Source organism: Streptomyces sp. NPDC005141 (assembly GCF_053599975.1).
In genome coordinates this window covers 134,473-156,537 of record NZ_JBSFYW010000012.1, presented here as the reverse complement: position 1 = coordinate 156,537, position 22,065 = coordinate 134,473, and the positions used below count along the sequence as shown (strand labels likewise).

Sequence of the window (22,065 nt, the reverse complement as noted above, 5' to 3'; positions counted from 1 at the left end):
ATCCGTTTACCGAGCGTTGAAAATCCCGCCACTGCACGCCGTGACCCACGGCCGCGACCCGCCCCCCGCCGATTCGGACGGGGGACCACCTGTTCCGCGACCGCGCTGCCCCGGAGGAGACGGGAACCATGTCTGCCTGCGTCCCCACCCGCGCCGCCGACTCGACTCGGCCCGCGCACGTCCACCCACCCCACAGCCCCCCGCCGATCCCGCCCCGCCGCTTCCGTATCGCCGGCGCGGATCTGTCGGCCTCGATCGCCGTCTTCCTGATCGCCCTCCCGCTGTCCCTCGGCATCGCCCTCGCCACCGGCGCGCCGCTCCAGGCCGGCCTCGTCGCCGCGGCCGTCGGCGGACTCGTCGTCGGACGCCTCGGCGGCTCGCCGCTCCAGGTGAGCGGACCCGCCGCCGGGCTCACGGTCGTCACGGCCGAGCTCATCCATCACTACGGCTGGCGCGCGACCTGTGCCATCACCGTGCTCGCCGGAATCACCCAAATCGGCCTCGGCTGCCTGCGCGTGGCCCGTACGGCCCTGGCCGTCAGCCCCGCGATCGTGCACGGCATGCTCGCCGGAATCGGCGTGACCATCGCCGTCGCCCAGCTGCACATCGTGCTGGGAGGCATCCCTCAGAGCTCCGTTCCGGACAACCTCGTCGCCCTGCCGGACCAGGTGGCGCGCATGCACCCCGCGGCGGTGTCGATGAGCGCGCTGACACTGGTGCTGCTCTTCGCCTGGCCGCGCATCCCCGGGCGCGCCGGGCGGATGTTGCGCAAGGTCCCCGCCGCGCTGGTCGCCGTCGCCGGAGCCACCACGACCGCCTCCCTCGCCGGACTGACGCTGCCCAGAGTCGACCTGCCGTCCTGGAGCAGCCACGCGCTGGCCGGACTGCCCGAGGGCCCGGTGCTCGGCGTCGCCGCCGCCGTCCTCACCGTGACGCTGGTGTGCAGCGTGCAGTCACTGCTCGGCGCCGTCGCGGTGGACAAGCTGGTGAGCGGCCGCCCGGAACTCCAAGCACACGTGGGCCGTTCCGGACTCGACCGGGAACTGCTCGGGCAGGGCGCCGCCAATATCGTGTCCGGCGCGCTTGGCGGACTGCCGGTCGCCGGCGTCGCCGTACGCAGTTCCGCAAATGTGCAAGCAGGTGCCATCAGCCGGAACTCCACGATGCTGCATGGCGTTTTCGTAGTAGTTGCCGCGCTGCTGATGGTCCCGATCCTCGAGCTGATCCCCCTCGCATCGCTCGCCGCCCTGGTGATGGCCGTCGGCATCCAGATGGTGTCCCTGCACCACATCCGCACGGTCACCCGCCACCGCGAAGTGCTGGTGTACGCCGTCACCACGCTCGGCGTCGTGTTCCTCGGAGTTCTCGAGGGCGTGGCGCTGGGGGTCTCCGTGGCCGTCGGTGTCGCCCTGCACCGACTCGGACGCACCCGCATCACCCACGACGAGAAGGAAGGAGTCCATCACGTACACGTACGAGGGCAGTTGACATTTCTCGCGGTGCCTCGACTCAGCCGCGCCCTGCATCTCGTGCCCCGAGGTGCGGACACCGTCGTGGAGTTGGACGGCTCGTTCATGGACCACGCGGCGTACGAGTCACTGCATGACTGGCAGAGCACGCACACCGCCCAGGGCGGCACGGTCGAGCTGACCGGCCGGACCGGAACGCGGATCGCCGAGCCCGCGAATTCCACGCACTGCCGCTGCCGGCCCTGGACGCCCTGGCGGAACCACCAGTGCGAGGCCTCCGGCATCGCGGGGTCCGCTTCCTCGGACGTCCCTTCGGCCGGGCAGGACGCGGGGACCGGCGAGGCCAGACCGAGCGGACACCAACTGGCACGCGGCATCAGCGCGTTCCAGCGCAACACCGCACCCCTGGTGCGCGATGAGCTGGCCCGGCTCGCACGGGAGGGGCAACGGCCGTCCCAGCTGTTCCTGACCTGTGCCGACTCCCGGCTCGTCACCTCGATGATCACCTCCAGTGGTCCGGGAGACCTCTTCGTCGTACGGAATGTGGGCAACCTCGTGCCGTTGCCCGGAAGGGAGAGCGGGGACGACTCGGTGGCCGCGGCCATCGAGTACGCGGTGGACGTGCTGAAGGTGCGGTCCATCACGGTGTGCGGGCACTCCGGGTGCGGAGCCATGCAGGCCCTGCTGGCCTCGGAGCCCGGAGGGGCGCTCACGCCGCTCAAGCGGTGGCTGCGGCACGGCCAGCCGAGCCTCGACCGGATGGCGGCCAAGGACAGGCCGTGGGCGCGGCTCGCCGGACGGGCACCCGCCGACTCGGTGGAGCAGCTCTGTCTGACCAATGTGGTGCAGCAGTTGGAGCACCTGCGGGCGCACGAGTCCGTGGCGCGGGCCCTGCGGGAGGGCGTGCTCGAGCTGCACGGAATGTACTTCCACGTGGGTGAGGCCCAGGCGTATCTGCTGGCCGACGCCGACGGGGCCGAGCTGTTCGATCATGTGGGCGCGGCGGAGGATCTGCGGCATCCTGCGTGATCGGACGGTGGTGCGCGGCCCCGGTCGGCAGGGCCGCGCACCACGTACAACCCGCGCTCTCGTCGCTCCGGCCCCCGCCGGCTACGGCGGCTACGGCGGCTACGGCGGCTACGGCGGCTACGGCGGCTACGGCGGCTACGGCGAGGGAATCGTCGACCCGCCCGGCCGCGAAACGGGTGCGGGAGGGGCGGCGGGGCGGGGGTGGGGAGGGGGGAGAAGTCCTCGGCCAGCAAGGGAAGACATATCCGGCGTGCAGCAGGGCGAAGTGCTCGGCGTGTGGCGGGTTTCGCCTGCGCGGTGGGAGGAGCGACCCCTCTCCGTTCCTCGGGGCAGTCGGCCCAGCGGACACGGTCGATGTGCGTGGTCGAAGTGAACCCGGTGGCCGGAACGTACGTGCCTCAGAGTGCGGACTTCGCGTGTTCTCGTGAGCGGCGAGGGGCCGTGTCGCGGGGCTAGGACGTGCCGCGCGGACCGAAGGCCACGGCCGACGACCCAGGATAGGTCTAAACCAATTTCGGATCGGGCCTTGTCACCGAGCCCCCCGGTCTGATGAGCTGTGGCCTGGGACACAACGGACACCCTGGGAAAGGGAGATGTCGTGAGCAACGAAAGCCTGGCCAACCTGCTGAAGGAAGAGCGCAGGTTCGCGCCGCCCGCCGACCTGGCGGCGAACGCCAATGTCACCGCGGAGGCGTATGAGCAGGCCAAGGCTGACAGGCTCGGCTTCTGGGCCGAGCAGGCCCGCCGCCTGACCTGGGCCACCGAACCGACCGAGACGCTGGACTGGTCGAACCCTCCGTTCGCGAAGTGGTTCGCCGACGGAAAGCTGAACGTCGCGTACAACTGCGTGGACCGGCATGTCGAGGCCGGGAACGGCGACCGCGTCGCCATCCACTTCGAGGGTGAGCCGGGCGACAGCCGGACCATCACCTACGCCGAGCTCAAGGACGAGGTGTCGAAGGCCGCGAACGCCCTCACCGAGCTGGGCGTGGGCAAGGGCGATCGGGTGGCCGTCTATCTGCCCATGATTCCCGAGGCCGTCGTCGCGATGCTGGCATGCGCCCGTATCGGCGCCGCGCACTCGGTGGTCTTCGGCGGGTTCTCCGCGGACGCGATCGCCACCCGTATCCAGGATGCGGACGCCAAGCTGGTCATCACCTCCGACGGCGGCTACCGGCGCGGCAAGCCGTCCGCGCTGAAGCCGGCCGTCGACGACGCGGTGAGCCGGGTCGACGGGGTCGACAAGGTGCTGGTCGTGCGTCGTACCGGCGAGGACGTCGCCTGGACCGAGGGCCGCGACGTGTGGTGGCACGACATCGTCGGACGGCAGTCGGCCGAGCACACGCCGGAGGCGTTCGACGCCGAGCACCCGCTGTTCATCCTCTACACCTCCGGGACCACCGGGAAGCCGAAGGGCATCCTGCACACCTCGGGCGGCTACCTCACACAGGCCTCGTACACCCACCACGCCGTCTTCGACCTCAAGCCGGAGACCGACGTGTACTGGTGCACGGCCGACATCGGCTGGGTCACCGGGCACTCGTACATCACGTACGGACCGCTCTCGAACGGCGCGACACAGGTGATGTACGAGGGGACGCCGGACACGCCGCACCAGGGCCGGTTCTGGGAGATCATCCAGAAGTACGGGGTGACGATCCTCTACACGGCGCCCACGGCCATCCGTACGTTCATGAAGTGGGGCGACGACATCCCCGCGAAGTTCGATCTGTCGTCGCTGCGGGTGCTCGGGTCGGTCGGCGAGCCGATCAACCCCGAGGCGTGGATCTGGTACCGCAAGCACATCGGCGGGGACCGTACGCCGATCGTCGACACCTGGTGGCAGACCGAGACCGGCGCGATGATGATCTCGCCGCTGCCCGGAGTCACCGAGACGAAGCCGGGGTCGGCACAGCGGGCCCTGCCCGGCATCGCGGCGACGGTGATCGACGACGAGGCGAACGAGGTGCCCGACGGCGGTGGCGGTTACCTCGTGCTGACCGAGCCGTGGCCGTCCATGCTGCGCACGATCTGGGGTGACGACCAGCGGTTCCTCGACACGTACTGGTCACGCTTCGAGGGGAAGTACTTCGCCGGGGACGGGGCCAAGAAGGACGACGACGGCGACATCTGGCTTCTCGGGCGCGTCGACGACGTGATGCTCGTGTCCGGGCACAACATCTCGACGACCGAGGTCGAGTCGGCCCTCGTCTCCCACCCGGCGGTCGCCGAGGCGGCGGTCGTGGGCGCGGCGGACGAGACGACCGGGCAGGCGATCGTGGCCTTCGTCATCCTGCGCGGCACGGCTTCCGCCGAGGACGCCGGACTGGTGGCGGACCTGCGCAACCACGTGGGCACCACGCTCGGTCCGATCGCCAAGCCGAAGCGGGTCCTGCCGGTGGCCGAGCTGCCGAAGACCCGGTCGGGGAAGATCATGCGCCGCCTGCTGCGCGACGTGGCGGAGAACCGCGAGCTCGGTGACGTCACGACGCTCACCGACTCGACGGTGATGGACCTGATCCAGGCGAAGCTGCCGGCCGCGCCCAGCGAGGACTGACGCGGGCTCACCCCCGCCCGGCCCTGAGGGGTGTGGGAGCACTGGGTGCTCCCACACCCCTCGCGCCGTTCCGGAAGGCCGCCGCCGTGCCGCCGGAGTGCCCCCTCAGCTCAACCGACAGCTCCCTGCGCCCGGTTTCGCCGTAATGTGAGGATCCCGCACCGACCCGGCCGCATCTTAGGTAAAGTAAGCAAAGCGTCAGAGATGCAACAAGATCGTTCATGGTGTGCCGGGAAGTCTGGTCGGCGAGTGCTTCGTCCTGCCTGCTCGACCGGAGGTCCTCCCCGTGGCCGCGCCCCCTTCCACCACCCGTAAGTTCTTCGGCCGGATGTCCCTGCCCGAGCGGAACTTCGTGGCGGACGCGCTGCGCGCCGAGACCGTGGGCGGGGTGCTGCTGCTGCTCGCGGCGATCGCGGCGCTGATCTGGGCGAACACCCTGCCGGACAGCTACGAGACCGTCTCGCACTACCACTTCGGGCCGGCCGCGCTCGGGCTCGATCTCTCCGTGGAGCACTGGGCGGCCGACGGACTGCTCGCCGTGTTCTTCTTCGTCGCCGGGATCGAACTCAAGCGCGAGCTGGTGGCCGGGGATCTGCGGGACCCGAAGGCCGCGGTGCTGCCCGTGGTCGCCGCGGTCTGCGGCATGGCCGTTCCCGCGATCGTCTACGTCCTGACCAACGTGTTCGGCAACGGCTCGCTCGAAGGGTGGGCCGTCCCCACCGCCACCGACATCGCCTTCGCGCTCGCCGTGCTGGCCGTCATCGGGACGTCGTTGCCGTCCGCCCTGCGCGCCTTCCTGCTCACCCTCGCGGTCGTCGACGACCTGTTCGCGATCCTGATCATCGCGGTCTTCTTCACCGACTCCATCGACTTCGCCGCGCTCGGCGGGGCGGTCGTGGGCCTCGGCGTCTTCTGGCTGCTGCTCCGCAAGGGCGTACGCGGCTGGTACGTGTACGTCCCGCTCGCGCTGGTCATCTGGGGCCTGATGTACAACAGCGGCATCCACGCCACCATCGCCGGTGTCGCGATGGGCCTGATGCTCCGCTGCCACCCGCACGAAGGCGAGGAGCACTCCCCCGGCGAGCACATCGAACATCTGGTGCGCCCGGTGTCCGCGGGACTCGCCGTGCCGCTGTTCGCCCTGTTCAGTGCGGGCGTCTCGATCTCCGGCGGAGCGGTCGGCGATGTGTTCACCCGGCCCGAGACACTCGGCGTGGTGCTCGGACTCGTCATCGGCAAGGCGGTCGGCATCTTCGGCGGTACGTGGCTGACGGCCCGGTTCACCCGGGCCTCGCTCAGCGACGACCTGGAATGGGCGGACGTCGCCGCCGTCGCCACCCTCGCCGGAATCGGCTTCACCGTCTCCCTGCTCATCGGCGAACTCGCCTTCGAAGGCGATACGAGCCTCACCGACGAGACCAAGGCCGCCGTCCTGATCGGCTCGTTCATCGCGGCCGTGCTCGCCACGGCGCTGCTGAAGATACGCAACGCCAAGTACCGCGCGATGTGCGAGGACGAGGAGCGCGACGAGGACCTCGACGGCATCCCGGACATCTACGAGCAGGACAACCCGGCGTACCACCTGCGCATGGCCGCCATCTACGAACGGAAGGCCGCGGAGCACCGCAGGCTTGCCGAAGTGGCGGGTGGGGCAAGCGAGGGGAACGACGGTCCGGCATGATCTGACAGGACCGTACAAACACATGCAGAAGAGGGAGATCGCGATGAGCGCACCCGACGGCAGCCCGGTCGGCGCCGAACGCAGCATCGGCCAACTGGTCGCCTCGGCGACGACCGAGATGTCCGCACTGGTGCACGACGAAATCGCCCTGGCGAAGGCGCAGCTCAAGCAGGACGTCAAGCGCGGCGCGGTCAGTGGCGGCGCGTTCTCGGCGGCCATCGGCGTGCTGATCTTCTCCCTGCCGATGCTCAGCTTCGCCCTCGCCTACGGCATCCGGACCTGGAGCGACTGGAATCTCGCGATCTGCTTCCTGCTGTCGTTCGCGGCGAACGTGCTGGTCGCGGTCGTACTCGCGCTGATCGGCCTGATCTTCGCGAAGAAGGTCAAGAAGAGCCAGGGCCCGCAGAAGGTGGCCGCTTCCATGAAGGAGACGGCGGCTGTTCTGCCGAACGCCAAGCCGCACCCCCGGCCCGAACCGGTCGAGGACGTCGTCAAGGCTGTGGCACGCTCATCCTCATGACGGACCCCGCCACACCTTCGGCGCAACCCATCTCGGCCGTACGGATCGACCTTCCCGGCGGACGCAAAGTGATCCACCGGGACGTGGCCGCCAACGGCGCGCGCTTCCACATCGCCGAACTCGGCGATGGGCCGCTCGTCCTGCTGCTGCACGGCTTCCCGCAGTTCTGGTGGACCTGGCGGCACCAGCTCGTCGCGCTCGCCGACGCCGGGTTCCGGGCCGTGGCCATGGACCTGCGGGGCGTCGGCGGCAGCGACCGCACTCCGCGCGGTTACGACCCCGCGAACCTCGCGCTCGACATCACCGGGGTCGTACGGTCCCTCGGCGAGCCCGACGCCGCGCTGGTCGGTCACGATCTCGGCGGCTATCTGGCCTGGACGGCGGCCGTCATGCGGCCCAAGCTCGTCCGCCGGCTCGCGGTGTCGTCCATGCCGCATCCGCGGCGCTGGCGTTCCGCCATGCTCTCCGACGTCAAGCAGACCGCGGCAGGCTCGTACATCTGGGGATTCCAGCGCCCCTGGATCCCGGAGCGCCAACTCGTCGCGGACGAAGGCGCTCTGGTGGGCCGTCTGGTACGGGGCTGGTCGGGGCCGCTGCAGCCGGACAACGACACCGTGGAGACGTACCGCCGCGCCATGTGCATCCCCTCGACCGCGCACTGCGCCATCGAGCCGTACCGGTGGATGGTGCGGTCCATGGCGCGCCCGGACGGCATCCAGTTCAACCGGCGCATGAAGCGGCCGGTGCGGGTGCCGACGCTGCATCTGCACGGCTCGCTCGATCCCGTGATGCGGACGCGGAGCGCGGCGGGCTCCGGGGAGTACGTCGAAGCGCCGTACCGCTGGCGGCTGTTCGACGGGCTGGGGCACTTCCCCCACGAGGAGGATCCGGTCGCCTTCTCCACCGAACTGGTCAACTGGCTGAAGGATCCGGAACCCGACCGGTGACACCCGGCCAGCCTTGCGTGACCGCCCGAACGCGCCCGGTGTACCGCACGGAATGCGGACGGTGAACGCCTGTTCTTCGAACGGCCACTTGCCTCGCGCATAGGCCAATTGAGGGGCCGGGGCGAGGTTATCGACCTTGGGGCGGGGGCAGACGTCGGGGTATGGGCTGGACGCACGACTACAGTGACGCAGGACGCAATCGCCGCTCGGCCACGGGTCTGAGCTCCCATCAGAGGGGCACCCCGCAGCTGACGGGCACGGATCCCCGCGTGGGGATTCCGCACATTCTGCGCCGCAGGGCCCGCTGGGTCTCGATGCGGCTGCGCCATCCACGCGGCTGAGGCCCTGCCCGCCGGTCAGAGCGCGCAGCTGTCGCTGTCCACCTGCTGGTTGGCCGTGCGCCCCTTGACGATGTCCTCCTGGATCTCGTCCGCGGTGAGCGCGTAGCCGGTGTCGGCGTCGTCGAGCGACTTCGCGAAGACCACGCCGTAGACCTTGCCGTCTGGTGTCAGCAGCGGTCCGCCGGAGTTGCCCTGACGGACCGTCGCGTACAGCGAGTAGACATCGCGGCGCACCGTCTTGCGGTGGTAGATGTCCGGACCGTTCGCCGTGATGCGGCCGCGCACGCGTGCGGGCTGGACGTTGTACGAGCCGTTCTGCGGGAAGCCCGCGACGATCGCGCTGTCGCCGCTGCTCGCGTCCTTCGTGCTGAACCGCAGCGCGGGCGCCTTCAGGTCCGGTACGTCGAGTACGGCGATGTCGCGCTCCCAGTCGTACAGGACGACCGTGGCGTCGTACTTCTTGCCCTCGCCGCCTATCTGGACGGTGGGCTCGTCGACCCCGCCGACCACGTGCGCGTTGGTCATCACCCGGCGGTCGCCGAAGACGAAGCCGGTGCCTTCGAGGACCTTGCCGCAGCTCTGGGCGGTGCCCATGACCTTGACGATGGAATTCTGCGAGCGGGTGGCTACGGGACTGCCGGCGAGCGCCGGGTCGGGCGGCTTGACCTCGGTGATGGGCTCGTTGGCGAACGGGCTGAAGACCTGCGGGAAGCCGTTCTGGGCGAGGACCGAGGAGAAGTCGGCGAACCAGGTGTTGGCCTGGGAGGGCAGCGCGCGGGACACGCCGAGCAGCACCTTGGAGCTGCGGACCTCTTTGCCGAGCGTCGGCAGCGTCGTGCCGGCGAGGGCCGAGCCGATCAGCCAGGCGACGAGCAGCATCGCCACGACGTTCACCAGGGCGCCGCCGGTCGCGTCCAGGGCTCTGGCGGGGGACCAGGTGATGTACCGGCGCAGCTTGTTGCCGAGGTGGGTGGTGAGGGCCTGGCCGACGGAGGCGCAGACGATCACGACGACCACCGCGACGACGGCCGCGGTCGTGCTCACCTCGCTGTCCTCGGTCGCCCAGCCCCAGATGACCGGGAGCAGGTAGACGGCGACGAGACCACCGCCCAGGAAGCCGATCACCGACAGGATGCCGACGACGAAGCCCTGGCGATAGCCCACGATCGCGAACCACACAGCGGCGACCAGCAACAGGATGTCCAGCACATTCACGGAGGTCACCTTGTCATGCGCGCCAGTCGAGCGGGACCTGCTTATCGCGGTCCCACGGGCGCTCCCAGCCCGCGAAGTGCAGGATCTTGTCGATCACCCCGGCGGTAAAACCCCAGACCAGGGCCGATTCGACCAGAAATGCCGGACCCCGGTGACCGCTGGGATGCACGGTGGTCGCGCGGTTCGCCGGGTCCGTGAGATCCGCCACGGGGACGGTGAAGACGCGGGCCGTCTCGCCCGGGTCGACGACGCCGACCGGCGTCGGGCGGCGCCACCATCCAAGGACCGGGGTGACCACGAAGCCGCTGACCGGGATGTACAGCTTGGGCAGCACGCCGAAGAGCTGGACGCCGCTCGGGTCGAGACCGGTCTCTTCCTCGGCCTCGCGCAGGGCGGCCCGCAGCGGTCCGTCGGCCTTGGGGTCGCCGTCCTCGGGGTCGAGCGCGCCTCCGGGGAAGGACGGCTGCCCGGCGTGCGATCTGAGGGTGCCGGCGCGCTCCATGAGCAGCAGCTCGGGGCCGCGGCCGCCCTCTCCGAAGAGGATGAGCACCGCGGACTGACGGCCCGTGCCGTTCGCCGGCGGCAGGAAGCGGCTCAGTTGGAGCGGCTCCACCGTCTCCGCGGCGTGCGCGACCGGGCCCAGCCAGTCGGGCAGACCGTCCTTGCTGAGGACCACCGGCCCACCCTGCGTGTTGCTTGCGTCCTGTGTGTTGCCTGCGCGCTTCATCGCCACCCCCGTTCTGCTCTTCCCAACGCCCGCCGGGGCCGTGTTCGTTCCGTCATCCGGCGCCCAGTGGGGGTGCGGGGATGCCGCCCGCGTCCAGATAGGACTGCGGAGGGTTGAGCCGCTGGCCGGGGAAGCCGCCCTTCTCGTACTTCAGGAGCTTCTTCGCCTTCTCGGGGTCGGTCTCGCCCTCCCCGTACGCCGGGCAGAGCGGGGCGATGGGACAGGCGCCGCAGGCGGGCTTGCGGGCGTGGCAGATCCGGCGGCCGTGGAAGATCACGTGGTGCGACAGCATGGTCCACTCGCTCTTGGGGAAGAGCCCGCCGACGGCCGCCTCGATCTTGTCCGGGTCGGTCTCGGCCGTCCACTGCCAGCGTCGCACGAGCCGCTGGAAGTGGGTGTCCACGGTGATCCCGGGCCGCCCGAAGGCGTTGCCGAGCACGACGAAGGCGGTCTTGCGGCCCACTCCGGGCAGCTTGACGAGGTCTTCGAGGCGGCCGGGCACCTCGCCGCCGAAGTCGTCCCGCAGGGCCCTGGAGAGCCCTATGACCGACTTGGTCTTGGCCCGGAAGAACCCGGTCGGGCGCAGGATCTCCTCGACCTCCTCCGGGTTGGCCTCGGCGAGGTCCTCGGGGGTGGGGTACTTGGAGAAGAGCGCCGGCGTCGTCTGGTTCACCCGCAGGTCGGTGGTCTGGGCGGACAGGACCGTGGCGACGAGCAGCTGGAAGGGGTTCTGGAAGTCCAGCTCCGGGTGGGCGTACGGGTACACCTCGGCGAGCTCACGGTTGATGCGGCGGGCCCGGCGGACGAGAGCCGTGTGCGACTCGTTCCGCGGCGGCTCGGGGGCGGCGTGCGGCACGGGCGCCGCCTTCTTGGCGGCGGCTCCGGCGGGCACGGCCTTCGCGGAGGCCGCCTTCGCCGACACGGCCTTCTTGGCGACCGCCTTCTTGGCGACCGCCTTCGTCGGCGTCACCTTCTTGGCGGCCGTTTTCGCGGGTGCCGCCTTTTTGGCGGTCTGACGGGCGGTGTTCTTCTCGCTCTCCCCCGCGGCCACCTTCGATGCCGCCCTCCGTGGCGTCTTCACCGGCGTCGCCCCTGTCGCTTTTGTCGTTTCTTTGGTTCCGTCGGGGGCCTGTTCGCCCACAGCGGAATCGCGACGTACAGCCACCCGCCCAGCCCCCTTGGCCTGTGCTCTCACCGGCGATTTGGACACCCGGCCAGCCTAGAGCCCGGCACCGACATCCGCCCCGGACCCTGAAGATCGGCCCCCAATTGGCCCCCTGCCGCACTCGTTGGGACGCCAGTGCGGCAGACTTGTGACTGATCACACTGTTTGGACCGTCCGGCAAGATGGGGAACACGGTCCCCTGGTACCAAGGGGGAGCAAGATCCCCTGAGCAGGTCGACAAGGAGAGAACTCGTGGACGACGTTCTGCGGCGCGCCCCGCTCTTCGCGGCGCTCGATGACGAGCAGGCCGCGGAGCTCCGCGCCTCCATGAGTGAGGTGACCCTCGCGCGAGGCGATGCTCTCTTCCATGAGGGCGACCCCGGCGACCGCCTCTATGTGGTCACCGAGGGCAAGGTGAAGCTCCACCGCACCTCCCCCGACGGGCGCGAGAACATGCTGGCCGTCCTCGGCCCCGGTGAGCTGATCGGCGAGCTGTCGCTGTTCGACCCGGGCCCGCGCACGGCGACCGCCACCGCGCTCACCGAGGTCAAGCTGCTCGGCCTCGGCCACGGCGACCTCCAGCCGTGGCTGAACGCGCGGCCCGAGGTGGCCGCCGCACTGCTGCGCGCCGTCGCACGGCGCCTGCGCAAGACCAACGACCAGATGTCCGACCTGGTCTTCTCCGACGTGCCCGGCCGTGTCGCTCGCGCCCTGCTCGACCTGTCGCGCCGCTTCGGCGTGCAGTCCGAAGAGGGCATCCACGTCGTGCACGACCTGACACAGGAGGAGTTGGCCCAGCTGGTCGGCGCCTCCCGCGAGACCGTCAACAAGGCGCTCGCCGACTTCGCGGGCCGCGGCTGGCTCCGCCTGGAGGCTCGCGCGGTGATCCTCCTGGACGTGGAGCGGCTCGCCAAGCGCTCGCGCTGACACCTTCGGCCGTACGTCGACGGGGTCCCGCCTTCTACCGAGGCGGGACCCCGTCGTCGTCGCCCGTGCTCCTCCGCGGCGGAACCCCGCCGACCCCGCCGCAGTCACCCACGCCCTCCGGGTCCCCCGGCCCGAGCAGGCGTAAATGACCTGCTCCAGGACGGCCCGCCCGGGCACAGTGGGCGCATGGCCGCTCAGGGGAACCGCAGAGGACTCGACACGCAGGGGTACATCCGGCGCGAGGGATCGCTCGCGCGTGTCCCGTCCGCCTTCGCGCCGGTCGTCGCGGCGGCCCGCGACCGCCTCCCGGACGTCTTCGGGGCCCGGCTGGACGGCGCGTACCTCTACGGCTCGATCCCGCGCGGCACCGCGCGCGTGGGGCGCTCCGACCTCGACCTGCTGCTCTCCCTGCGCGACGAGCCGACGGACGCGGACCGTGCCGACGCCCGCGCGCTCGAGGCGGCGCTCGACGAGGAGTTCACCGGGATCGACGGCGTGGGAACGCTCCTGTTCAGCCGTACGCGGCTGCTGAGCGACCTGGAGAGGTACGACCTCGGCTGGTTCGTCGACTGCCTCTGTACACCCCTCCTGGGCGCGGATCTGGCCGAATACCTGCCCCCCTACCGCCCCGACGCGCTGCTCGCCCGTGAGACGAACGGCGACCTCGCCCTGCTGCTGCCGCGCTGGCGCGAGCGGATCGACGGCGCGGCGGACACCGACGAGGCCCGGCGCCCGCTGGTCCGCTCCATGTCCCGGCACCTCGTGCGCACCGGTTTCACACTCGTCATGCCGCGCTGGAACGGCTGGACCAGCGACCTCGGGGAGATGGCCGAGGCGTTCGGCGCGTACTACCCGGAGCGGGCCGCCGGCATGCGCGAGGCAGCTGTCCGCGGATACGAGCCGACCGGCGAACCGGCCGTGCTCCGCTCGTACGCGGACGACCTCGGGCCATGGCTCGCCGGGGAGTACGCGCGCGTGCACGGCATCAAGGCGTCCCGCCCCTGAAGGCCTTCTCCGGGAGGCCGGAAAACGCCGCCCCGGCCCGCCGGCCCCAGGACCCGTCCTAGATGAGCCCGTGCTCCCGCAGATAGTCCATCTGCGCCCGTACCGACAACTCGGCCGCGGGCCACAGCGACCGGTCCACGTCCGCGTAGACGCGGGCGACGACCTGGTCCGGCGACCGGTAGCCGTTCTCGACGGCGGTCTCCACCTGGGCGAGCCGGTGGGCGCGATGGGCGAGGTAGAACTCGACCGCGCCCTGGGCGTCCTCGAGGACGGGGCCGTGGCCGGGCAGCACGGTGTGGACGCCGTCGTCGACCGTCAGGGAGCGGAGCCGGCGCAGGGAGTCGAGATAGTCGCCCAGACGGCCGTCGGGATGGGCCACCACGGTCGTTCCGCGCCCCAGGATGGTGTCCCCGGTCAGCACGGCCCGATCGGCCGGGAGATGGAAGCACAACGAGTCGGCGGTGTGCCCCGGGGTCGGCACGACGCGCAGTTCGAGCCCGCCGAGGCTGATCACGTCTCCCGCGGCCAGCCCCTCGTCCCCCAGCCGCAGCGCCGGATCCAGGGCCCGCACCTTTGTCCCCGTCAGCTCGGCGAACCGCGCCGCGCCCTCCGCGTGATCGGGATGCCCGTGCGTCAGCAGGGTCAGCGCGACACGCTTCCCGGCCTTCTCGGCCGTATCCAGCACACTCCGCAGATGTACGTCGTCCAGGGGCCCCGGGTCGATGACGACCGCGAGCTCGGAGTCCGGCTCGGCCACGATCCACGTGTTCGTGCCGTCCAGGGTCATCGCGGAGGCGTTGGGGGCGAGGACGTTCACCGCGCGCGCGGTGGCGGGGCCGGAGAGGACCGCGCCTCGCGGCTGGCCGGGGAGGGCTGCTGCGTCGGTCATGCGGAGGCTCCACCGGTCGGGATGTGCTTGGTGAACTCGTCGTGTCCGGGCCAGGCGAGGACGACCTCCCCGTCCTCCAGGCTGGCCTTGGCCAGGACGGGGGTGAGATCACGCCCCGGCGCGGCGGCGAGGGCGTCGGCGGCGGTCTCGTACGCCACGATCCCGCGCAGGGTCGCGATGGTGGGCGGCATCATCAGCAGCTCGCCCTTGTCGTACCCGGCCGCCGCGTCGGCCGGACGGATCCAGACCGTGCGGTCGGCCTCCGTGGAGGCGTTCCGCGTGCGCTGGCCCTCGGGCAGGACGGCCACGAAGAACCAGGTGTCGTAGCGGCGGGACTCGAACTCCGGGGTGATCCAGCGGGCCCAGGCCCCGAGCAGGTCCGAGCGGAGCACGAGTCCCCTGCGGTCGAGGAACTCCGCGAAGGACAGGTCCCTGGAGACCAGGGCCGCCCGGTCCGCCTCCCAGTCCTCCCCGGTCGTGTCACCGACCACGGTGTCCGGGCCGGGCCCGGCGAGCAGGACGCCCGCCTCCTCGTACGTCTCCCGTACGGCCGCGCAGACGATGGCCTGGGCGGAGGTCTCGTCCACGCCGAGCCTCTCCGCCCACCACGCGCGCGTGGGCCCCGCCCAGCGGATCTGCTGCTCGTCGTCACGCGGGTCCACGCCGCCGCCCGGATACGCGTACGCGCCTCCGGCGAAGGCCATGGAGGTCCGTCTGCGCAGCATGTGGACCACGGGGCCGGCCTGGGTGTCCTTGACCAGCATCACGGTGGCCGCGCGCCGGGGCGTGACCGGCGTCAGCGTGCCCTCGGCAAGCGCCCGAATCCGCTCCGGCCACTCCGCCGGAAACCATTGCCCATTCCCCATGGCCGGAGGCTATCCCGAGCCGGGCGGATGTTCGAGGCCCCACCGGCCCCGCAGGCGTCTCCCGCTTCCGCCACCCCTGCCCGTCCCACCCTGGCGCTCCGCCCCGGACCCCGCTCCTGAGACGCCTGAGGGGCTGAGATCTTCGGCCCCCGAAGGCTGGCATCCTGCACCATGCAATGCAAGGGACCGTGCCGGTACATCCCGACTGTCCGTCGCTCACGTTCGGATCGAGCAGCGGCTCCCCTGGGAACTCACGTCTGATCCAGCGGCGACGGACTGAGATGTACCGGCACGGCCCCGACCCACAACGAAACCGAACCCGGAACACGCCCGGAGGGCTACGCGTGGGTGAGTTCCACCTGGATCTCGACCTCGACCGGCGCGTCCAGCGGCAGCACGGCCACACCGACCGCGCTCCGGGCGTGCACGCCCTTGTCGCCCAGCACCGCACCCAGCAGCTCACTCGCGCCGTTCAGCACACCGGGCTGCCCGGTGAAGTCCGACGCCGAGGCCACGAAGCCCACGACCTTGACGACACGCGCGATGCGATCGAGGTCGCCCACGACCGACTTCACGGCCGCCAGCGCGTTCAGCGCGCAGGTACGGGCCAGCTCCTTGGCCTCCTCGGCCGTGACCTCCGCCCCCACCTTCCCGGTGACCGGAAGCTTTCCGTCCACCATCGGAAGCTGCCCGGCGGTGTACACGTACACGCCCGACTGCACGGCGGGCTGGTACGCGGCGAGCGGCGGAACCACACCCGGAAGGTTCAGGCCGAGCTCGGCGAGCTTCGCCTCGACCGCCCCGCTCATGCGGACCTCTCGCGCTTCAGGTAGGCCACCAGCTGCTCGGGGTTGTTCGGCCCGGGCACGACCTGGACGAGCTCCCAGCCGTCCTCGCCCCAGGTGTCCAGAATCTGCTTCGTGGCATGGACGAGCAGCGGCACGGTTGCGTATTCCCACTTGGTCATGTGGCCGACTGTAGCCGCTGCCGACCACCGCCTCCCGCCCGAGCCACCCCCTCCCTCCCGCCTCACCGCCACCCGCGCCCACCGACCACATCCGGCCACATCGCCCCGCCCCGAGCCCACCTTGTCCACAGCCTCCTGCTTAGTCCGGCGGCGGACTGGTTAGGCTCGAATACGTGAGCAGGCTCCAGGTCGTCAGCGGCAAGGGCGGTACCGGCAAGACCACGGTGGCCGCCGCCCTCGCGCTCGCCCTCGCGACCGAGGGCAAGCGTGCCCTCCTCGTCGAGGTCGAGGGCAGACAGGGCATCGCGCAGCTCTTCGAGACAGAAGCGCTGCCCTACGAGGAGCGGAAGATCGCCGTCGCTCCAGGTGGCGGGGAGGTGTTCGCCCTCGCCATCGACCCCGAACTGGCGCTGCTGGACTACCTCCAGATGTTCTACAAACTGGGCGGTGCCGGCCGCGCCCTCAAAAAGCTCGGCGCGATCGACTTCGCGACCACCATCGCGCCCGGACTGCGGGACGTCCTGCTGACCGGCAAGGCGTGCGAGGCGGTGCGGCGCAAGGAGAAGAGCGGGCGCTTCACGTACGACTACGTGGTGATGGACGCGCCCCCGACGGGCCGGATCACCCGCTTCCTGAACGTCAACGACGAGGTCGCCGGCCTCGCGAAGATCGGCCCGATACACAATCAGGCCCAGGCCGTCATGCGCGTCCTCAAGTCCCCGGAGACGGCGGTCCACTTGGTGACGCTGCTGGAGGAGATGCCCGTACAGGAGACCGCGGACGGGATCGCCGAGCTGCGCGCGGCGAAGCTTCCCGTGGGCCGGATCATCGTGAACATGGTCCGCCCGGCACTCCTCGACGGCACCGACCTGGCACTCGCGGAGGCCGCTCCCCGTACGGCGATCGCCAAGTCGCTCTCGGCGGCCGGCCTCGGCGGCGCGCGGCGCGGCGGACTCGCCGAACGGCTGGTGGAGCCACTCCTCCAGCAGGCCGAGGAGTACGCCGAGCGGTACACCCTGGAGACCGAGCAGCGGAGCGTCCTGGCCGAGCTGGGCCTGCCGCTGCACGAACTCCCGTTGCTCGCCGAGGGCATGGATCTGGCGGGCCTCTACCAACTGGCCGCACAGCTGCGTAAGCAAGGGATGTCATGAGTCTGGACCCCGCCCGCGTCCTCGACCTCGACCCGCTGCTCGACGACCCGAAGACCCGCATCGTGGTGTGCTGCGGCTCGGGCGGCGTCGGCAAGACGACCACGGCCGCGGCCCTCGGGCTGCGCGCCGCGGAGCGCGGCCGCAAGGTGGTCGTGCTCACCATCGACCCCGCGCGCAGACTGGCGCAGTCCATGGGCATCGACTCCCTCGACAACACCCCGCGCCGGGTGAAGGGCGTCGAGGGGAGCGGTGAGCTGCACGCCATGATGCTCGACATGAAGCGCACGTTCGACGAGATCGTCGAGGCGCACGCGGACGGCGAGCGAGCCGCCGTCATCCTCAACAACCCCTTCTACCAGTCGCTTTCGGCGGGCTTCGCGGGCACGCAGGAGTACATGGCGATGGAGAAGCTTGGCCAGTTGCGGGCGCGCGACGAGTGGGACCTGATCGTGGTCGACACTCCGCCGTCCCGCTCGGCACTGGACTTCCTGGACGCCCCGAAGCGGCTCGGGTCCTTCCTCGACGGGCGGCTGATCCGGCTGCTGACGGCTCCGGCGAAGCTGGGCGGCCGGGCGGGCATGAAGTTCCTGAACGTCGGGATGTCGATGATGACCGGCACCCTGGGCAAGCTGCTCGGGGGCCAACTCCTCAAGGACGTGCAGACGTTCGTCGCGGCCATGGACACGACCTTCGGCGGTTTCCGCACACGGGCCGACGCCACGTACAAGCTGCTCCAGGCGCCCGGCACGGCGTTCCTCGTGGTGGCCGCACCGGAGCGGGACGCGCTGCGCGAGGCCGCGTACTTCGTGGAGCGGCTGGCCGCGGAGAACATGCCGTTCGCCGGGCTGGTGCTCAACCGGGTGCACGGCAGCGGGGCCACCCAGCTGTCCGCCGAGCGGGCGCTCGCCGCGGCGGAAGACCTCGATTCCGCCGTCGCGGAAGATCTTGAATCCGGCGTCGCAGAAAATCTTGACGAGGCCCGCATTGTGGATCAGGGGGACGGGAAAGCTGGACTTCGTAACTCTCCCGACACGTACGGCAGTTCAGAATCTCCGGCTTCCGAGACATCAGCTCCTGACGAAGGCTCCCCCGCCGCCACGGACAGGACGGCCGCCCCGGACAGCACCACCGCCACGGACAGGACCGCCGCCACGGACCCCGAGCGATCCGTCGACCAGCTCACCGCAGGACTCTTGAGGCTCCACGCCGAGCGCATGCAACTGCTCTCCCGCGAGCAGCGCACGCGTGACCGCTTCGCCGCGCGCCACCCGGAGGTGCCGGTGGCCGAAGTGGCCGCGCTGCCCGGTGACGTTCACGATCTCGTGGGGCTGCGGGACATCGGGAACCGGCTCGCGGCCCATCGGCCTGAGCTGCCCGAAAGCTGAGCCTGCGAGAGAAGCCCGAGGGGACGCCTCAGCCCCTGCCGGCCCCCGCGACACCGGACGGGCCCTGGAAGGACCCGGACGGGCTTGAGGGGCCCGGGGATGGCGTCCTTGCCCCGAAGGGCAGACCCCCTCAGCCCACGGCCGCGTAGCGCTCGTACACCTCTTCCTCGTCGAGGGGCAGCAGGCCCGCGCCGCGCTCGTACTCCGTGCGCGCGGTCTCGAGCAGGCGTCGCCACGAGGTGACGGTCGGTCGCCGGCGCAGCAACGCACGGCGCTCGCGCTCGGTCATGCCACCCCACACGCCGAATTCGACGCGGTTGTCGAGCGCATCGGCGAGGCACTCCGTGCGAACCGGACATCCGGTGCACACTGCCTTGGCCCTGTTCTGCGCTGCTCCTTGAACGAACAGTTCATCCGGATCGGTAGTGCGGCAGGCCGCCTGCGCACTCCAGTCGGTTACCCAGCCCATACCGGCGCCGTCCTCTCCCGAATCGAGGCTCCCCCACGGCGGCAGCGGCATATTCACCGCCGCCAGTTGAGGACGTTACGGAAGGTGGGCACAGCGCAACACCCCCTTCGGGCCCAATCTTGAATGGCCCGAACGGACTATGCGTAAGCGGCAGATCACCCGGGGGAGTGAGCCGAGGACATGCGCGACTATCCCGGCATACCGGGACAGTTCAGTTGAGTCACAACGGACGCCGAGTGACACACAAGGCTGATTCGGACACACGCTCCACGAGAGCGCGGAACCTCCGGAACGATTCGGGGTCGCCGGACGTATTGATACGTGGCCGCACTGCTGTGACAGTTGAGAGCAGCTTAGGCCAAGGCATATACGCGTGTCCGGCGAATGAGAACGTAGGCTGCCCTCATGCCAAAGAAGCGCTCGGGTGGTGGTCTGTCCCCTACGCAGCAGGCCGCCAAGTTCCTCGGTGTCAGCGTGCTCGCGGGCGCCGTCATGGCCGGAATCGCGCTGCCCGCCGCGGGCGCGCTCGGTCTCGCGGCCAAGGGTTCGGTCCAGGGATTCGACGACATTCCGGACAATTTGAAGAGCCCGTCGCTGAGCCAGCGGACCACGATCCTGGACAGCAAGGGCGGCCAGATCGCCACGGTCTACTCGCGCGACCGCACGGTGGTCGACATCAAGGACATCTCGCCCTCCATGCAGAAGGCGATCGTCGCGATCGAGGACTCGCGCTTCTACGAGCACGGCGCGGTCGACCTGAAGGGCATCCTGCGCGCGGTCAACCAGAACGCGCAGAACGGCGGCGTGGCCCAGGGCGCCTCCACGCTGACCCAGCAGCTGGTGAAGAACTACTTCGTGGAAGAGGCCGGCGACGACCCGACGAAGGTCGCCCAGGCCACCCAGCAGACCATCGGCCGCAAGATCCGTGAGCTCAAGTACGCGATCCAGCTGGAAGAGAAGCTGGGCAAGAAGAAGATCCTCGAGAACTACCTGAACATCACGTTCTTCGGGGAGCAGGCCTACGGCGTCGAGGCCGCCGCCCAGCGCTACTTCTCCAAGCCCGCCAAAAACCTGAACCTCCAGGAGTCGGCGCTGCTCGCGGGCATCGTCCAGTCGCCGAGCCGGTACGACCCGGTCAACGACGAGGAAGAGGCCACCAAGCGCCGCAACACCGTCCTGCAGCGCATGGCCGAGGTGCACGACATCTCCCAGGAGCAGGCCGACACCGCCAAGGCGGCGAAGCTCGGACTGCACGTCAGCAAGCCGAAGAACGGCTGCATCACGGCGGTCAAGGGAGCCAGCTTCTTCTGCAAGTACGTGGAGAACGTCTTCCTGAGCGACCCGGTCTTCGGCAAGACCAAGGAAGCCCGGGCGAAGGTCTGGAACCGGGGCGGCCTGACGATCCGCACGACGCTCGAACCGCAGTCCCAGGCATCGATCCAGGCGTCGCTGAAGGATCACGTCAACAAGTCCGACAAGGTGGCCGCTGCGGCCACCCTGGTCGAGCCCGGCACCGGCAAGATCCTCGGCATGGGCCAGTCGAAGCCGTACGGCTACGGGAAGAACGAGACGGAGATCAACTACTCCGTCAACTACGGCATGGGCGGCTCGAACTACGGCTTCCCGACCGGTTCGACCTTCAAGCCGTTCGTGGCCGCGGCCGCGCTGGAGCAGGGCCGGCCGGCGACCCAGGAATACTCCTCGCCGAACAAGATGCCGTACCCCAGCCCCGTACAGACCTGCGGCAGCAAGGCGTGGACGAACCAGGCCAACGAGCAGGTCCCGAACGAGAGCGCGGACGAGAAGGGCCCGTACCAGCTGAAGGAGGCCATGGCCAAGTCGGTCAACACCTACTTCGTGCAGATGATCTCCGACATCGGCCTCTGCCCGGTGATGGACCAGATCGGCAAGCTCGGCGTGGTCCAGGGCAACGGCGACAAGCTCCCCCAGGTGCCCTCCATCGCTCTGGGCGCCAAGGGCATCTCTCCGCTCACCATGGCCACGGCCTACGCCGCCTTCGCCTCCCGCGGCATGTACTGCACCCCGGTCGCCATCGAGTCGATCAGCCAGCAGATCGGTGAACGCGAGAAGTCCCTGGACGTGCCCAAGTCGACGTGCTCGCGGGCCATGTCCGAGAAGACCGCGGACACCGTCAACAGCCTGCTGAGCGGCGTGATCGACTCCGGTACGGGCCAGCAGGCCGGTCTCACCGACCGCGCCAACGCCGGTAAGACGGGTACCACCGACGAGCGCAAGAACGCCTGGTTCGTCGGCTACACGCCGAACATGTCCGGTGCGGTCTGGGTCGGCAGCGCCTCCCAGCGGGTCCACATGGTGGGCATCCAGATCGGCGGCGTCTACCACGACAAGGTGTACGGCGGTCAGGTCCCCGGCCCGATCTGGCGGGACCTGATGACGGGCGCCCTCGTGGGCAAGGACTCCCCGTCCTTCAACCTGGTCAACATTCCCGACCCGCGGAAGGACAAGGACAAGGACGAGGACCGGGGCCGCGACGACGGGAACAACGGCCGTCACGGCGGCAACGGGAACGGCGGCACCACCAACGGGAACACCATCAGCGGCCTGACCGACGGCGGTCTCACCGACGGCGGAGTGGTGATCCCGACGCCTTCCTTCTCCATCCCCGAGGGATGGATCCAGGGGAACGACAACGGCGGCAACGACAACGGCGGTCAGCGCAACTGACCCGCACGCCGGAAACGGGCGCCTGAACGCCTGAACGCCCCGTGGACCA

At 70.1% G+C, this 22,065-nt stretch carries 19 protein-coding genes; 11 read left to right on the top strand and 8 right to left on the bottom strand.

The genetic code is table 11. The annotated features are described in order from the left end of the window. Positions 1–128 precede the first annotated feature (128 nt). The 6 genes from ACWD68_RS12720 (at position 129) to ACWD68_RS12695 (ending at position 8,544) form a co-directional block, all read left to right on the top strand. Entirely contained in the window at positions 129–2,498 is a 2,370-nt protein-coding gene (locus tag ACWD68_RS12720; protein WP_451806428.1) for a SulP family inorganic anion transporter, read from the top strand. Positions 2,499–3,054: 556 nt separating this feature from the next. Next, the gene (gene acs / locus ACWD68_RS12715; RefSeq protein ID WP_451806427.1) at positions 3,055–5,055 is read left to right on the top strand and encodes an acetate--CoA ligase; all 2,001 of its coding nucleotides are present in this window, start codon (positions 3,055–3,057) and stop codon (positions 5,053–5,055) included. Between the two features lie 286 nt (positions 5,056–5,341). Continuing rightward, entirely contained in the window at positions 5,342–6,736 is a 1,395-nt protein-coding gene (gene nhaA / locus ACWD68_RS12710) for a Na+/H+ antiporter NhaA (protein WP_451806426.1), read from the top strand. A gap of 43 nt (positions 6,737–6,779) precedes the next feature. Further along, on the top strand, positions 6,780–7,256 hold the full coding sequence (locus ACWD68_RS12705) for a phage holin family protein (protein ID WP_451806425.1): 477 nt from the start codon (positions 6,780–6,782) through the stop codon (positions 7,254–7,256). Beyond that, positions 7,253–8,203, top strand: coding sequence for an alpha/beta fold hydrolase (locus ACWD68_RS12700; RefSeq protein WP_451806424.1), 951 nt, complete (start codon positions 7,253–7,255; stop codon positions 8,201–8,203). Before ACWD68_RS12705 ends, ACWD68_RS12700 begins: the two co-directional genes overlap by 4 nt. A 161-nt stretch (positions 8,204–8,364) precedes the next feature. Beyond that, positions 8,365–8,544 (top strand): hypothetical protein, encoded by a 180-nt coding sequence (locus ACWD68_RS12695; RefSeq protein ID WP_451806423.1) that lies wholly within the window; start codon positions 8,365–8,367, stop codon positions 8,542–8,544. 15 nt (positions 8,545–8,559) lie between these two features. On the opposite strand, the gene ACWD68_RS12690 is transcribed toward ACWD68_RS12695, so the two are convergent. Genes ACWD68_RS12690 through nth form a run of 3 tightly spaced genes read right to left on the bottom strand, consistent with a single transcriptional unit; the run spans position 8,560 to position 11,537 of the window. Then, the gene (locus ACWD68_RS12690; RefSeq protein WP_451806422.1) at positions 8,560–9,759 is read right to left on the bottom strand and encodes a MarP family serine protease; all 1,200 of its coding nucleotides are present in this window, start codon (positions 9,757–9,759) and stop codon (positions 8,560–8,562) included. A gap of 13 nt (positions 9,760–9,772) precedes the next feature. Then, positions 9,773–10,486 carry an NUDIX hydrolase gene (locus tag ACWD68_RS12685; protein ID WP_406373585.1) on the bottom strand — a complete coding sequence of 238 codons (714 nt, stop codon included), beginning with the start codon at positions 10,484–10,486 and terminating at the stop codon, positions 9,773–9,775. Positions 10,487–10,538: 52 nt separating this feature from the next. Then, positions 10,539–11,537 (bottom strand): endonuclease III, encoded by a 999-nt coding sequence (gene nth / locus ACWD68_RS12680; protein ID WP_451806451.1) that lies wholly within the window; start codon positions 11,535–11,537, stop codon positions 10,539–10,541. Between the two features lie 366 nt (positions 11,538–11,903). Between nth and ACWD68_RS12675 the strand changes: the two genes are divergently transcribed. Together ACWD68_RS12675 and ACWD68_RS12670 are read left to right on the top strand one after the other, a co-directional pair. Beyond that, a complete protein-coding gene (locus tag ACWD68_RS12675; protein ID WP_006382668.1) occupies positions 11,904–12,578 on the top strand; it encodes a Crp/Fnr family transcriptional regulator in 675 nt (224 codons plus the stop codon). A 186-nt stretch (positions 12,579–12,764) separates the two neighbouring features. Beyond that, a complete protein-coding gene (locus ACWD68_RS12670; protein ID WP_451806421.1) occupies positions 12,765–13,583 on the top strand; it encodes a nucleotidyltransferase in 819 nt (272 codons plus the stop codon). Between the two features lie 58 nt (positions 13,584–13,641). Here the strand turns inward: ACWD68_RS12670 and ACWD68_RS12665 are convergent, their stop codons facing one another. The 4 genes from ACWD68_RS12665 to ACWD68_RS12650 all read right to left on the bottom strand — a co-directional run bounded on the left by ACWD68_RS12665 (position 13,642) and on the right by ACWD68_RS12650 (position 16,305). Beyond that, positions 13,642–14,472, bottom strand: coding sequence for an MBL fold metallo-hydrolase (locus tag ACWD68_RS12665; RefSeq protein ID WP_451806420.1), 831 nt, complete (start codon positions 14,470–14,472; stop codon positions 13,642–13,644). After that, entirely contained in the window at positions 14,469–15,338 is an 870-nt protein-coding gene (locus tag ACWD68_RS12660) for an NUDIX hydrolase (protein ID WP_451806419.1), read from the bottom strand. Before ACWD68_RS12660 ends, ACWD68_RS12665 begins: the two co-directional genes overlap by 4 nt. A 338-nt stretch (positions 15,339–15,676) precedes the next feature. Further along, positions 15,677–16,147, bottom strand: a complete 471-nt coding sequence (locus tag ACWD68_RS12655) for a RidA family protein (RefSeq protein WP_451806418.1) — start codon at positions 16,145–16,147, stop codon at positions 15,677–15,679. Continuing rightward, positions 16,144–16,305 carry a DUF4177 domain-containing protein gene (locus ACWD68_RS12650; protein WP_143608830.1) on the bottom strand — a complete coding sequence of 54 codons (162 nt, stop codon included), beginning with the start codon at positions 16,303–16,305 and terminating at the stop codon, positions 16,144–16,146. The genes ACWD68_RS12655 and ACWD68_RS12650 overlap by 4 nt, the downstream gene beginning before the upstream one ends. A 173-nt stretch (positions 16,306–16,478) precedes the next feature. Here ACWD68_RS12650 and ACWD68_RS12645 point away from each other — a divergent pair, with 173 nt between their 5' ends. Together ACWD68_RS12645 and ACWD68_RS12640 are read left to right on the top strand one after the other, a co-directional pair. Beyond that, positions 16,479–17,456 (top strand): ArsA family ATPase, encoded by a 978-nt coding sequence (locus tag ACWD68_RS12645; RefSeq protein ID WP_451806417.1) that lies wholly within the window; start codon positions 16,479–16,481, stop codon positions 17,454–17,456. After that, positions 17,453–18,841, top strand: coding sequence for an ArsA family ATPase (locus ACWD68_RS12640; RefSeq protein ID WP_451806416.1), 1,389 nt, complete (start codon positions 17,453–17,455; stop codon positions 18,839–18,841). The genes ACWD68_RS12645 and ACWD68_RS12640 overlap by 4 nt, the downstream gene beginning before the upstream one ends. 130 nt (positions 18,842–18,971) lie before the next feature. Here ACWD68_RS12640 and wblA read toward each other — a convergent pair whose 3' ends face one another. Further along, entirely contained in the window at positions 18,972–19,310 is a 339-nt protein-coding gene (wblA, locus tag ACWD68_RS12635; RefSeq protein WP_028799159.1) for a transcriptional regulator WblA, read from the bottom strand. Between the two features lie 405 nt (positions 19,311–19,715). Between wblA and ACWD68_RS12630 the strand changes: the two genes are divergently transcribed. Further along, positions 19,716–22,016, top strand: coding sequence for a transglycosylase domain-containing protein (locus ACWD68_RS12630; protein WP_451806415.1), 2,301 nt, complete (start codon positions 19,716–19,718; stop codon positions 22,014–22,016). Positions 22,017–22,065 lie beyond the last annotated feature (49 nt).

What these genes read in the sequence shown, in the direction of transcription:
- ACWD68_RS12720 (WP_451806428.1), top strand. Translation starts at nt 129, where the DNA reads ATGTCTGCCTGCGTCCCCACCCGCGCCGCCGACTCGACTCGGCCCGCG.
- ACWD68_RS12705 (WP_451806425.1), top strand. Translation starts at nt 6,780, where the DNA reads ATGAGCGCACCCGACGGCAGCCCGGTCGGCGCCGAACGCAGCATCGGC.
- ACWD68_RS12700 (WP_451806424.1), top strand. Translation starts at nt 7,253, where the DNA reads ATGACGGACCCCGCCACACCTTCGGCGCAACCCATCTCGGCCGTACGG.
- ACWD68_RS12695 (WP_451806423.1), top strand. Translation starts at nt 8,365, where the DNA reads ATGGGCTGGACGCACGACTACAGTGACGCAGGACGCAATCGCCGCTCG.
- ACWD68_RS12685 (WP_406373585.1), bottom strand. Translation starts at nt 10,486, where the DNA reads ATGAAGCGCGCAGGCAACACACAGGACGCAAGCAACACGCAGGGTGGG.
- ACWD68_RS12670 (WP_451806421.1), top strand. Translation starts at nt 12,765, where the DNA reads ATGGCCGCTCAGGGGAACCGCAGAGGACTCGACACGCAGGGGTACATC.
- ACWD68_RS12665 (WP_451806420.1), bottom strand. Translation starts at nt 14,472, where the DNA reads ATGACCGACGCAGCAGCCCTCCCCGGCCAGCCGCGAGGCGCGGTCCTC.
- ACWD68_RS12660 (WP_451806419.1), bottom strand. Translation starts at nt 15,338, where the DNA reads ATGGGGAATGGGCAATGGTTTCCGGCGGAGTGGCCGGAGCGGATTCGG.
- ACWD68_RS12655 (WP_451806418.1), bottom strand. Translation starts at nt 16,147, where the DNA reads ATGAGCGGGGCGGTCGAGGCGAAGCTCGCCGAGCTCGGCCTGAACCTT.
- ACWD68_RS12650 (WP_143608830.1), bottom strand. Translation starts at nt 16,305, where the DNA reads ATGACCAAGTGGGAATACGCAACCGTGCCGCTGCTCGTCCATGCCACG.
- ACWD68_RS12640 (WP_451806416.1), top strand. Translation starts at nt 17,453, where the DNA reads ATGAGTCTGGACCCCGCCCGCGTCCTCGACCTCGACCCGCTGCTCGAC.
- wblA (WP_028799159.1), bottom strand. Translation starts at nt 19,310, where the DNA reads ATGGGCTGGGTAACCGACTGGAGTGCGCAGGCGGCCTGCCGCACTACC.
- ACWD68_RS12630 (WP_451806415.1), top strand. Translation starts at nt 19,716, where the DNA reads ATGCCAAAGAAGCGCTCGGGTGGTGGTCTGTCCCCTACGCAGCAGGCC.